Origin of the sequence: Brevibacterium spongiae (assembly GCF_026168515.1) — a bacterium.
GTDB lineage: Bacteria > Actinomycetota > Actinomycetes > Actinomycetales > Brevibacteriaceae > Brevibacterium > Brevibacterium spongiae.
In genome coordinates this window covers 2,516,401-2,530,451 of record NZ_CP093443.1, presented here as the reverse complement: position 1 = coordinate 2,530,451, position 14,051 = coordinate 2,516,401, and the positions used below count along the sequence as shown (strand labels likewise).

5 protein-coding genes are annotated in these 14,051 nt (G+C 57.8%); 4 read left to right on the top strand and 1 reads right to left on the bottom strand.

Going from position 1 to position 14,051, the window contains the following annotated elements; all coding sequences use genetic code 11:
* Position 1: 1 nt before the first annotated feature.
* Positions 2-1,912: a hypothetical protein gene (locus L1F31_RS11365; protein ID WP_265417406.1), complete on the top strand. Its 1,911-nt coding sequence runs from the start codon at positions 2-4 to the stop codon at positions 1,910-1,912.
* A complete protein-coding gene (locus L1F31_RS11360) occupies positions 1,794-4,769 on the top strand; it encodes an Eco57I restriction-modification methylase domain-containing protein (RefSeq protein ID WP_265417405.1) in 2,976 nt (991 codons plus the stop codon). The genes L1F31_RS11365 and L1F31_RS11360 overlap by 119 nt, the downstream gene beginning before the upstream one ends.
* 86 nt (positions 4,770-4,855) lie before the next feature.
* Here the strand turns inward: L1F31_RS11360 and L1F31_RS11355 are convergent, their stop codons facing one another.
* Positions 4,856-5,059 (bottom strand): hypothetical protein, encoded by a 204-nt coding sequence (locus L1F31_RS11355; protein ID WP_265417404.1) that lies wholly within the window; start codon positions 5,057-5,059, stop codon positions 4,856-4,858.
* On the opposite strand from L1F31_RS11355, the gene L1F31_RS11350 reads away from it, so the two are divergent.
* Both L1F31_RS11350 and L1F31_RS11345 read left to right on the top strand, forming a co-directional pair.
* Positions 5,030-11,464, top strand: coding sequence for a DEAD/DEAH box helicase (locus L1F31_RS11350; RefSeq protein WP_346732461.1), 6,435 nt, complete (start codon positions 5,030-5,032; stop codon positions 11,462-11,464). The genes L1F31_RS11355 and L1F31_RS11350 overlap by 30 nt on opposite strands.
* The gene (locus tag L1F31_RS11345; protein ID WP_265417402.1) at positions 11,461-13,989 is read left to right on the top strand and encodes a UvrD-helicase domain-containing protein; all 2,529 of its coding nucleotides are present in this window, start codon (positions 11,461-11,463) and stop codon (positions 13,987-13,989) included. Before L1F31_RS11350 ends, L1F31_RS11345 begins: the two co-directional genes overlap by 4 nt.
* Positions 13,990-14,051: the final 62 nt, after the last annotated feature.

Sequence of the window (14,051 nt, the reverse complement as noted above, 5' to 3'; positions counted from 1 at the left end):
CATGGATGAACTCTCAGTGGTCCAGGATTTCGTCAGTGACGACTACTTCTCCTCCGACGGTTCGAAGGAATCCTTCAAAGCCAAAGCACTCGGCCTGCGCAAGGAATGGGAACAGGAAGCCTCCGACGCCGAGGCCGAAGGTCGTGATCTGACTACACCCCTGAACTCATGGGGCAGCGCCAGGCAGCAACTTCAGAAGCGCCTTGTCGCGATCATCGAAGGAATCGGCGAAAACTCAGTACTCACTTCCGACGAACGTGACGCTGTAGCCGGGTTCGACCAGCAGCTGCTCGACTTCCTCGGCTATTCCAATGGCTACGACATCGCCGTCGGACGCAATGCTGACGGCGATGAGTCAGCCTACCTTGAGGTGCGCGGAACTGCGACGGCTGAAGACTCATCCCCGTTGCTGATCGTCCTAGCCAAACCGGTCACTGATATCGGAGATCTACTTGATAAGAACTCCGCGACACTGTTGAGACCGGTCGTCGAACACGTGCCCGGCAGTACCGATCGGACCGAGCAGACGGAATCCGTGGCTCGGTATCTTTCTGCTCGTTTCGTTGAGGACACTCCGCCACAGTTCGCTCTCGTTCTTGCAGGATCGTTCATGTTGCTCACCGCCGCGGAACGCTGGCAGGAGGGTCGATACTTGGCTATCGATCTTGGACTGTTGTTTGAACGCAACGACACCAAACGCGGGGGAGCAGTCGACCAGTTTCTGGCTTGCACCAGCGCAAAAGCACTTGCCCCCACCGCTGACGGCACTACATGGTTCACAACGGTTCTCGAAGACTCCGTCAAACACACAGAGAAGGTCTCGGAGGATCTTCGTGAAGCCGTGCGGGATTCGATCGAGTTGATCGCCAATGAAGTTGTCATGCGGCGCCGGAAGGCAGGAATGGATCCGTTGCCGGCGGGCGAAGCTCAACCGCTCGCGAAACAATCGCTGCGCTTTCTCTATCGAATCCTGTTTCTGCTCTTCGCCGAGGCATCGCCGGAACTCGAGATTGTGCCGACCGGCGCTACGGAGTACGAATCTGGTTACGGCATCGACCGCTTGCGCGATCTCGCGCTCGTCGATATACCCACTCGGGGCGACGGGACGCACCTCTACCAGTCGTTGGCAGTCGTGTTCGCACAGATTCAGTCCGGGCACAATGATCTACGAGTCGCCGAGGCAGCCCACCCTGACAATGAATCGTCCATGAGCGAGGGGCTTGAATTCCATCCCCTCGAAGCTGATCTGTTCTCTCCGCAGGCAACTGCACATATCGACGAAGTCGGATTGGGCAATGCTGCCCTCCAGCAGGTGTTGCAGAAGCTGCTCCTTAGTAAGGAGACGGCGAAGAAGGACCGAGGCTTTATCTCCTATGCCGAACTTGGCATCAACCAACTCGGACGCGTCTACGAGGGACTGATGTCCTACACGGGCTTCTTCGCCGAAACGGACCTCTTTGAAGTGGCACCGAAGGGTGACTCGAGCAAAGGTAGCTGGGTAGTTCCAACCACGAGGGCTGAGCATATCGATGCCGATGATTTCGTTCGCGATCCTGACGAGTTGACTGGCGAACAGAAACCGCGTGTGCATCGCAGAGGCAGATTCGTCTTCCGGCTCTCGGGGCGGGATCGGCAACAATCTGCGTCCTATTACACCCCCGAAGTCCTCACTCGCTTCACGGTGTCGCAAGCTCTCGCAGAGTTGTTCACCGATGAAATGTCCGCGGATGAAATCCTCGATCTAACCGTATGTGAGCCTGCTCTGGGGTCGGGGGGCATTCGCGTTGGAAGCCGTGAACCAACTCGCTGCCGAATATTTGCGCCGCAAGCAAGAGGAAGCTGGCCATCGAATCGATCCGGCACAGTTTCAGCAGGAACTACAGAAAACCAAGGCTTACATTGCTCTGCATAACGTCTACGGAGTCGACCTCAACTCGACCGCGGTCGAACTCGCTGAAATTTCGCTGTGGCTCGACACGATGGTGACTGGGCTTTCCGCTCCATGGTTCGGGTTGAGGCTCAGGCGCGGCAACTCTTTGATCGGTGCTCGCAGAGCTGTCTACTCCCGGAGTTCGGTCAAGGACAAGACGTGGCTGAAGGCCGCGCCCGAAAAGGTGAATGCCGATTCACGCGATCCACAGAGCATCTTTCAATTCCTCTTACCCGCCGAAGGATGGGGCGCAGCAGCTGACTCCAAAGAAGGAAAGAACTTAGCGCCCGAAGCTGTCGCAAATCTAAAAGACTGGCGAAAGTCCGTGCGGACAAAGCTCAGTGACACGAAGACGAATGGCCAGATCGGTCGACTCATAGGATTGTCGAAACAGGCTGACGTGCTGTGGGAGGTTGCGGTCAAGCGGCTGTCGATTGCTGAAGCCGAATCACGTCGTACGATCGGTGTATGGGGCTTCGAAGAAGGTGCGACAGGAACGACGGTGACGCGATCTGAGATTGAGTCAAAACTCGCTGATCCGAATGGAGCATATCAGCGCTTGCACCGAGTTATGGACGCTTGGTGTGCGATGTGGTTCTGGCCGCTGACCGAAACTGAGATTGCACCGCCGAGCGTGGAAGAGTGGATTGATGCCTGCGAACAGCTGCTAGGCAGACCAACCAACGAGTCGAAGTCCGCGAAGACTGCTCGCGAATCGGGTCAGGCGTCAATGTTTGACGTGGACAATTGGGCAGAGCTCAATGAGTTCGAAGATAACCAGCGAGTTCTTTCTGGTGCAGCGAGTACTGTCGAGATGGTGTTCGAACACCACCCGTGGCTTCGTGTTACTGAGGCGATTGCTGACCAGCAAGGCTTCTTCCATTGGGACCTCACCTTCGCCACGGTGTTCGAACGAGGAGGCTTCGACCTCCAGCTGGGAAATCCGCCATGGGTACGTCCCAGAGGAGACGTCGAGGCGTTGCTGGCCGAGGGAGATCCATGGTGGCAGCTGGCGCACAGGCCGACTGAAGAGAAGAAAAAGGAAAGACGGTCAACCACGATCGCTCTCCCTGGGGTTGCGAAGCTGGTTCTCGACGGGGCGACCGACGTTGTCTGCACAGCAGCTTTCACCGCGGACCTGACAACCTATCCACTCGTTGCCGGAACTCAACCAGATCTCTATCGATCGTTTATGGAACAGGTGTGGCAACACGCAAGCCCGAACGGAATTTCGGGGCTAATCCATCCAGAATCGCATTTCACCGATGACAAGGCGGGGCCGTTACGAAGAGAGGCTTATTTTCACTTGCTGCGGCATTGGCAGTTCGTGAACGAGATCGTTCTCTTTGACATTTCTGGACACATAATTTATGGAGTTCACATCTATGGGAACAGGAAGGACGAAGTTGATTTCTTGACAGCGGCTTCGCTATACCACCCAATGACTGTCGAGGGATCTTTAGTCCATAATGGAGATGGTCCGGAGCCTGGGCTGAAGAACGAGTACGGCGAATGGGAGCTTAAGCCGCACGCTGGACGTATTCTTCGCGTAGACCGAAGAGTTCTGAGGACATGGGGCGAAATATTCGGCATAGATGACGCCCGGTCAATTGATGACGTAAAAATGGTGTATGCGATAAACGGAGCGACTGCAAGAGTGCTTGAAAAGATTGCCGAACGAGATTCGCTTCGTGGCCTTTCTCCGCAGTTTAGCAGAGGATGGGACGAGTCTATTGACCGGAAGAACGGACGGTTTAAACTAGGGTGGGGGAGAGCAGAAGATTGGGGAGACTCAATTCTTCAGGGCCCCCACATCTATGGAATGAACCCGTTCTTTAAATTCCCTAATTCAACCCTGAAAAATCAAATGGATTGGTCGGCAGTGGATCTTGAACAGCTTCCCGGTAATTCGACTCCTGTGACAGGTTACAAACCGATTCGCGATGGCAATTATGATCAACTTTACACGCATTGGGTACTCTCCAGCGGCGAACGAGTTCAGGCTCGTGACTATTACAGAGTCGCATGGCGGAAGATGGCCGCTAACAACGGCGAGCGGACGCTTATTCCAGCAATAATTCCGCCGCGAGCTGGACATATTGAGGGTGTCCGTTCGTTCGGTCTACCTGAGTTGAATGCATGCAGTCTTTTGCTCCATGCGGGTTCTCTTTCATCATTATTGGTAGATTTCGTTGTGAGAACCTCGCCGAAAAATAACATTGTTCCATCGACTGTTGAGCGTCTCCCTGCAATTGGAGCCGAACACGTATTGGCGCCGTCCGTAGTTGCTCGAGTTCTCCTTCTCAACTCTTTGACCGACGCCTACGCTGACCTTTGGAACTCGTGTACTGAAGTCAAAGCGAACGGTGAGTCGTGGACTGGCGGATACGGCTTCCCAGAATCAGTATCGATGGAAGTGCTCGACTCCGATTGGACGGAAAGATCTCCGTTGCGCCTGACTGCTGACCGGCGCCAAGCACAGGTAGAGATCGATGCGCTTGTTGCGCTGATGTTCGATGTGACCGCCGATGAACTTTGCTCGATCTATCGGACCCAATTCCCCGTCCTCTATAAGTACGACACGCAACGGGACCACTACGACCAGAACGGCCGTTTGGTTCCCGCTGAAGTGGTCAAGACGTGGCAGAAACTCGGTAATGCGGCAACCGATGATGAGCTCTCCGCTACCAATGCGCAAGGGTTCACTTATACCTATGCGCCGCCGTTTGCGACGTTCGATCGTGAAGCAGATATGCGCACCGCATACGCCGAGTTCGAAGAGCGCCTCGCCGAACGGGAGAAGCTCTCTTCTCAAGAGACTGGAGGTTCTGAGTCGTGAGTCAGCTACTGCCGACAGCACAAGCTCGGCGAGCCCGCGAATCGCTCACCGAATACCTGCGGACCACCTTTGCGCTTGCAGATACTTCAGTGCAGACGGCGCTTGATCAGTTCCTCAGCGACCCGAACGACGGAATCTTCAAAGGCCCCTTCATTCGGACTCGCACGCCTTTCAAACCACAACCAGGTGGTGGCAGCGCGCTCGAGATCACACCAGGCAAATTCGAACCATACGGACATCAGGCGCGAGCGTTCGAACGCTTGACCAGCCGCCACCTCGGCGAAGGTCAACGTCCTCAACCGACCTTGGTGACAACGGGGACTGGCTCGGGAAAGACCGAATCATTCCTCTACCCGATCCTTGACCATGTCGTTCGCCACCGGAGACAGGGCGGATCCGGGGTCAGCGGACTCATCCTCTACCCGATGAATGCCCTCGCCACAGACCAAGCTCAACGCCTGGCGCGAATGATCACCGAGGATCCGCAACTCGGCGGAATCAGAGCAGCCATCTATACAGGTGACGACGGAGATACGAAGCGCTCGCGCGTCAGCTCGGAAGGTCTCATCAACGACCGTGAGGCGATTCAGTCGAATCCTCCCGACATTCTGCTGACCAACTACAAGATGCTCGACCAGATGCTTCTGAGAGTCGCCGACCAGAAGATCTGGTCAGAAAGCGCGCTCAGCCTGCGGTACCTCGTCCTCGACGAATTCCACACCTACGACGGCGCTCAAGGCACTGATGTCGCCATGCTTCTGCGACGACTCGGGTTGAAGCTGAAATCTCAATGGCCAGATACCCATCCTGCGATTACCGATGACGATCGGGCACGGCCGCTTGGGCTGATGACCCCCGTCGCGACGAGCGCGACCCTCGGTGACAGAAACGACCCCACAAGCATTCTCACCTTTGCCCACACGGTGTTCGGCGAAGAGTTCACCGAGGACGCTGTCGTCACCGAGTCCCGGTACTCAGTTGAGGAATGGGCAGCGCTCCCCGGAGCCACGCTCGACGGTGCACGCGCGAAACTCGAGCCGATCGACAACATTCGTACGATCGACCACACCGCAGCGCTGCAATGGATCGAAGGTGAAGCTCAGACAAGCGACCGGACGGCTGCACTGAGGTCACTGGCAACGATCTTCAGCCTTGACGAACATTCGGATGACGGTGGTTCGCCCGATCCTGCAGTGGGTTGGGAAAGCATTGGTGCGTGCCTTGGCGACGATACGGCACAAATACTTACCCTCCTCAAAGCACATCCGTGGGTAAAGTCGGTCTTCGCAGCGACAACCTCGGCGAAGGCACTGGACGATCTCGCCGAGGAGGCCCTCGGCAGCCGCAGCACTGTCGCGCAGAGCTACCTCAGCCACATCGTTGCCGGGCTCAGCCTCATCCGCGCAGAACAACGACTCCTCGCTCCGACGGTCGACGTTCACCTCTGGGTTCGTGCCCTGACGAGAATCGATCGAATCGCAGGTGGGGAGACCGAATTCTCCTGGTCGGACGATGGTCATCTCATTACAGCCGAAACCAGCGCTTGGGACGACAACTCAGCGAGAGAAAGTTTCCCCGCCATCTACTGCAGGAACTGTGGTCGTAATGGGTGGGGCATCATTAAATCCGCAGTGGGTGACCAACTCGCGGCCCCAGATGCAGACAAAGATATTCGACGTGAGTCGGTTGCCGGGAAATCTCGGTTCCGAGCACTCATCAGCGCCGGTGGAGAGGCCGACCGTTTCGAACTCTCCGGCGGAGACCCGGACGAGCTGCATGAAAACCTCGCCGCGTTCAACGCCCGCGACCGCGACTTCATCACTCCGAAGCGCGTCTACGGCACTCCGACAATTCCCGATGACCTGGCAGAAGCTCTGCGTGCCGGCGACATTCTCCCCGTTCTCGTCTTTCAGGGTCCCGACGCCGAAGAGAAGTCAAAGGGCGAATACTGCCCGGCCTGCGGTGATCGAGACTCCATCCGATTCCTCGGTTCTGCAGTGGCAACTCTGCTGTCCGTCAGTCTGTCGACACTCTTCGGCGACCAGAATCTCGACGATCACGAAAAGAAGTCGCTGGTCTTCACTGACTCCGTCCAGGACGCGGCTCACAGGGCAGGATTCGTCGAGTCTCGCTCTCACGTGCTCACGCTGAGGAATGTCATCGCCGAGGCGGTCGGAGATGTCAGCACCCTGGAAGCTGTCGCTGGGCAGATCATCTCCCAAGCCGGCGAGGACTCAGGCAGGCGATACCGAGCACTGCCGCCGGAATTCTCTACAGATCGATTCACAGACGTCCGAACCTGGTGGGAACAGCCTCAGAAGACGAACCGCAAAGCCGCGGAGAAAGTCATGAAGAGGTTGTCCTTTGACGCCGCCCTCGAGTTCGGCCTCCAGTCGAGATACGGCCGGACGTTGTCGACCACGGGTACCGTCTACGCCGAGGTCGTTCTGCCCGAAGTCGACGAGATCGGCGCAATCGCGACGGAGGTGCTCGAAGAAGCGGGGGCCCAATCCGGACTGCTCGACATCGACGTCAACGAGGGGGCCGCCTCGACGGATAAGCGCGTGGCATGGGTCCGGGCGGTCGTCGAACGTCTCAGAACTCAGGGTGCTATCCACCACTCCTGGCTGGACGCCTATGTTGCCAGCGGTGGAGAACGAATCTGGATCTGGGGCAAGCGCAAACGCGACCAGGGGATGCCCGCGTTCCCCACCGGCCGGAGCGCCCCGGCCTTCGCGGTCACCGGTTTGTCTCGTAAGTCGATCAGGGGGCGCAGCGGCCCCCTCTTCGACATGGTCGAATCCAACCAAGGCTGGTACGCCCGATACGCTGCCCGGACGTTCGGCATCACAGCGAACCATGGGGCCGGGCTGACCAAACTCCTCTTACAGCGCCTGGCTGCGGCCGGAATCCTGCGTGCCGTACCGGTCAAGGAATCCGAAGCGGTCGCCTATGGGCTCGAACCGTTGCGAATCCGACTCGAGCGAGCTTTCGACGGCGCAGAAGAGCAGTCGAAGAACCTCGAGTGCACTGTCTGCGGTACCACGTTCCCCGCTGCGACACGGACGCTTGACGACCTCAACGGGGCACAGTGCTTGCTCGTTGGCTGTGCCGGCACCCTGAAAGTGGGAACTGTCGCCCGGAACTTCTATCGCGACCTCTACACGAGTGCTCAGATGACACGAATCGTCGCGCGTGAACACTCGAGCGTGCTTGGCACAGAGGAACGCAAAGCCTATGAAGACGGGTTCAAACGCGGTTCCGATGATCCATCTGCCCCGAATGTCCTCGTGGCAACACCGACGCTCGAGATGGGCATCGACATCGGCGATCTCTCAACGGTCATGCTCGGCTCACTGCCGGAAACTGTCGCATCATATGTTCAGCGAGTCGGACGAGCCGGCCGACTGACCGGCAATGCACTCAACCTCGCGGTCGTCGGCAGCACCAGCACAGAACTGCGCACAATCCACGACCCATTGTCGCTCATCAACGGATCAGTCCAACCGCCGGCAACGTACCTCGACGCCGTCGAGATCATCAAACGGCAATATCTCGCCTTCCTCATGGACCGTTTGGCGCAGGCCCCCGGGGCGGTTCCCACGAGAGGCGTCGGCGATGTCTTCGGCGCCGAACTCGGTCAGTCCGAATTCCTCAACGCCGTGATCGACCTCAATGACGCTTCGCATGAAGAGCTGCTCGCCGAATTCTTCACCGGCTTCGGTGACCTCATCGACCAGGCGAAGACAGAGCTCACCGAGTGGGCAACGGTCGGTGACGACGGAACCTCAGGTCTGAAAACTGCGGTGTGGAAAGCACATCAGGCCTATCGCTACGAAGTCGAGACTCTGCAACACCAGTTGGCGGAAATCAACTTGTCGCTCAACGAACTTCAGGCGGCTGCAGCTCACGAGGCCACGGCTACGGAAGACGATAAGGATGCTTATCGACAGGCCGTGTCTGCGCACAAGGCCACCGACGGCCGATTGAAGAACGAACGTCGCCGGTATTGGATTGAGGCTCTCGAGACCTATCAGCTGCTGCCGAACTACACGCTCCTCGACGACACGACTCAGCTCGATGTGTCTCTGCGGTGGCGCAATGAGGAGACACAGTCTTATGAGAATGAGCGCATCGAGTTCGAGCGTGGAGCAAAACAGGCATTGCGAGACTTTGCTCCGGGTTCGACGTTCTACGGACGGTCGTTGGCCACACAGATTGACGCCGTTGAGCTCGGCCCCAACCAGCGCGAGACCTACGAACTGAGATTCTGCGCAGCGTGCGGCTACTCTCACGACCGGCGCACGGGTACGATACCGCCTGCGCAGTGCCCGCGGTGTGGAGACGCGTCGATCGCTGACGTCGGCCAGCGGCTCAAGGCGGTACAGCTGCGCAAGGTCAGCGCCATGGTCAACCGGGACGAGGCGAGGATCAGCGACGCCGATGACGAACGCCGACATAAGTCCTTCACCATCGCACCGACTGCGGATATTGACCCGGCTTCGGTCAGCTCCCGCTGGTTCGTCGACGGATTCGGATTCGGAGTCAGCTACCTCGACTCAGTGACGGTGACAACGACCAATTTCGGACCGCGGGGACAAGGCCAAGAAATCCTTGCCAGCGGTGAGACGATCGTCAACTCCGGATTCGTCGTTTGCGACCACTGCGGTAAGCTCGACAGCTCCACCAACGGCAATCAGCCTACTGACCATCGCCCGTGGTGCCCCAAGCGCAACGACCATGAGGAATCGAACCTCAGCCTCGTTCTCACCCACCAGCTGACAACGCAAGGTGCGCTTATGCGCCTACCGGAGAGCCTCCTCGTCGGCGAGCACAACGGACTGACGACGTTGCAAGCGGCGATTCGGCTGGGACTGGCGAAGCACCTCGGCGGGGATCCGGATCATATCGATATTATTCCTGCCAAGGAACCGTTGGAAGCCGGCGGCGTCGTGGACGCTCTCCTGCTCCACGACATCGTGCCCGGCGGTACCGGATACCTCGCTGACCTCCGTGATCCCGAGACCATGTGGAAGGTCCTTTACGAAGCGTGGAGGCATCTGAGCGAATGCGAATGCAAAGACGCGAACCAATGGGCGTGCGCGAAGTGCCTGCTGCCCTATGTGCCGCGATCAAGCGCATCGACTGTCAGCCGGGCCATTGCTGCACAGAAGCTCGCCGAGCTGCTGCAGGCGGGCCGAAACGACGTCACGCTTTCGGGGGAAGCCGCCAGCGATGCCTCCCACCGATGGACAGTGACAGAGGAGGCTCCCCAGGCGCAGGACCCTGAGTCGTATCTCGAGCGGCGGTTCCGGCAGGTGTTCCGCGCGCGTTTGGAACGAGCGAACATCAACGTTCAGGACAAGCCAGCCCCAACCGGCACCGTGCTCTCGATTCACCGGTCGGGGTCTCGCGTCGGCTGGAGTCTGACGCCGCAGGTGCCAATGGGGAATACGAAGCCGGACTTCCTCCTCACTTGCGATGTCACGAACATCCCGGATATTGCCATCTACACCGATGGCAGAGCGTTCCACGCCTCGAGTGCGGTCAACCGTCTAGCCGATGATGCACAGAAGCGTTCTGGTCTGCGCGGCCAAGGGCTTTTCGTCATCGCAATCACCAACGCGGATGTTGAATCTGCGTCGGCGGATAAGCATGGTGCGGATCCGGGATCGGCCGTTTGCCTGCCTGAATGGTATTCACGGCAAGTTGTTTCCACCGTTCTCAATCGTCCAGAATTCGGGTGGACGAATCAGGCTGAGGAGGCGCTTGGGAACCCGATCGATGTTCTCATCGGTCTGATTCAGGCAGTCACCAGCTCTGAACCCGACCTCCCGAAGTCGATGCTTGCTGCCGGCGATGGTGCGCCGCTGTTCTTTGCTATGCAGACACATAGTCGAAGAGTGGTCATGGTTCCTGCCGTCGGTGAACTGGCCGAAGCAGCAGTTTCCGACATCACCGGCCAGAGTTCGTTGATCGACCATCCAGAGGGAGTGTCGCCTGAAGGCTATCGGCGCGGGTTCTTGGTGCGACGAAGCGCAGTGACTGTGCTGATTGCGCCCGTTGGATCATCGCTGACTCGTTTCGACACTGCCGTCATCCTCGACGACCGGCCTGAGGCGATGGCGGACTCCGGGCAGTTCGCATCGTCGTGGCGGGAATGGCTGCATATCTCCAACGTCATGCCTATTCGATCGCCTGGAACATTCGTCCAATCGGCGACAGTGATGTCTGTACTTGCCGACATCGGTCAGGTCTCCGAGGCACCTGTCAACAGTGGTGAGGTTCAGGGGGGAACTGCTGGCCGCGTCGATGTTGTGCCGGTTTTGGACGGTGGAATTCCGGTTTCATCTGAATGGACGGAAATCCTCTCTGAACCGGATCTGTCGCCTCAAGAAGCGGAGTTCGCGAACGACTTGGTCGCCTCGGGGCTGGAAAGCGTGCCTGAGTGGGGATTCGAGACCGACGAAGGAATCTCGCTCGACTTTGCATGGCCACAAGAGAAGATCGCGGTACTAGTTGAACCTGACGATGAAGACTCAGTCGAACTCGAACGAAACGGGTGGACGCTCGCGTCAGCCGATGTCGATAGTGTGAGAACAGCGCTGGGGGAGTGGAAACCCGATGAGTCCACCACCTCCAGCGAGGGCGACAACGATGCTGGCTACGGTGACGGGAAAGGCACTCACGAATGAACATCACCATGCACAAGAACATGTCCAAGCTGGAGAAATCCATCAAGGGCAAGGCACTGGAATTCCTCGTTAAGCTCGGCGCTGACGACACATCGCCAGGTCTTCATATCGAGCCGATCCACAACTCCGCCGATCGCCGTTTCCGAACGGGACGGGTCGATAAGTTCTGGCGAGCGGTCCTCTTCAAACTCACCGGCAAGACCGGAACCAACTGGGTCATCTACGGCGTATATCCGCATGACGATGCCATCAAACTCGCTGCGAGCCTCAAACTCGATGTCAACCCGACGAACGGGGTCACTGAGATCACTCTGGTCGACAAGGTTGATCCCGACGAGCTTGAGGCCCGACTTGCCGAACCTGCAGACGGGACGGAGTCCGAGACACAGGCCGTTGCTGAATCTGATGTTGTTGTACCGGATACGGCAGACCCGTCTATGTCCCGTCCTCGAATTCCAGAGGCGGACGGTGCTGCACAAGCCAGCCAAAGTGGCGCCAGTTCAAACGTTGAAGAGCCGCAGATTCCAGCCACATTTCAACGTGTACCAGCGGATCCGGTATTCGCCGATAAGCCCCTGGCCGAGACGCTCGGAACCATTCCAGATGCGCGGCTCATCTCCGAACTGGGAATGTGGAAGTCAGTTGTTTCCGCAGCCAGGTCTTGCCAGACGGTCGATGAGCTTCTTGATCGCCTCAACCGTATGGAAATACCCGATTGGCAGTCCGACGCATTGCTCGATCTGGCGTCCGGAACGAGCTATGACGATGTAACCGAGAAGCTCTTCGGCCAGGCTGACAACGGCACCGACGAGTCTGCCGATAGTTCCTCGACTGAGTCGCCTTCGGACGTAGAGGGCCTGACGAGGAAGCCTGCGGGCGAAGGTCTCGAAGGGCGAAACGAAGATGATGCCCTCATCGCAGGCCTGCGGACCTCGGCGGCGCAACTCAGTTTTGCCGAAATCGAGGACGAAGACGAGCTCAAACGGGTTGCCGAGAGCGGTGACTTCGAAGCATGGAGAGTCTTTCTCCATCCCGAGCAAAGGCGTTGGGCACAGCGAAGCTACAACGGGCCGTTCCGACTGTCAGGTGGCGCTGGCACAGGGAAGACAGTTGTCCTCGTGCATCGCGCAGCTCGACTGGCCAAAACTCCGGCGCCCGATGACGGGATCCCGCCTCGTGTCGTGTTGACGACTTTCACGAGAAACCTTGCGAGTGAGCTCGAATCCCAGGTCTCGACTCTCGACAGTTCAGCTCCGCGCGCGGGGAAACTGGGAAACTCCGGTCTTTATGTCAGCGGAGTCGATCAGCTTGCGTATGAAGTGCTCAGCTCTGCGACCAGCGAAGAGCTGGCTCAGGCGACCGCCCACCTCCTCGGCCGGACTCACATTGCTATCAACAACCGGAGCAATGATTCGGACTGGGACCGGGCACTCGAGACAGCTTCTGCCGATCTGCCAGAACGAGCGCGTAGCCGAGTCTTCCTCGAAGACGAGTATGAGCAGATCGTCCTCCCAAACCGGCTGACTTCAAAGAGCGATTATCAGCGGATCAAACGACCTGCTCGCGGTGTTCGACTTTCTCGTCAGCAGCGAGCACCAGTCTGGGAAGTCTTTGAAGCGTACAGGGTGAGAACTGCAACCAATGACTCTCTGAGTTATGTGGAGGTCAATCATCTCGCCGCGCTCATCCTGGAGTCTCGGGCGAAAGCTGTAGATCGGCCAACCGAATCCGAAGCTGATCGGCGGGCTGCCTATCCAGTTGACCACCTTTTGGTGGATGAAGGACAGGACCTCAACTCGGGTCACTGGATGTTTCTGCGTGCGCTTGTGCGGCCCAGTCGGAACGATATGTTCATAGGTGAGGATTCGCATCAGCGCATCTATGGAAACAAGGTGGTGTTGTCGAGATTCGGCATCAACATCGTCGGACGTTCGCGTCGACTGACCCTCAACTATCGCACCACAGAGCAGAATCTGGCATTCGGATTGAACATCCTTGCGGGTGGTTCCTTCTCTGACTTGGAAGATGCGGCAGAGTCGGTAGCAGGTTATCGTTCGCTTCGTACCGGTATAGCGCCCGAGGTCAAAGGCTTTGACACTCTCGATGCGGAGCTCGAATACGTTTCCTCGAAGCTCAAAGACTGGCTTGCTGATTGCAAAAACAATCCCACGCTCAAGCCCGAGCAGATCGCTGTGCTCGTTCGAAGTGACCCCGGGAAAGCAGCTCGCAGACTGGGTGACTACGGAGTCAGCGTGCAGTCGGTCGGAAAAGGACTCATTAAAGAGGGAACACCAGTCGTCATGACCATGCACCGGGCGAAGGGCACGGAGTTCCGCAACGTCGTCATCATGCATGCAGGAAGTGAAGACATACCATCGCCTCTTAACGCCCGGTTCCAGCCGGACGAATATTCCGCAGACTTCAATTTACGGGAGAGATCATTGTTGTACGTTGCCGTTACTCGTGCGAGAGATTGTCTTGTCCTGACCTATCCAAACAGGCCGAGTGAATATCTGATATTTTAAATTGCTGATGTTTCTATAATTGCACAGCCGCAAATCGATGAAATCACAAAGTCAGGAATTTA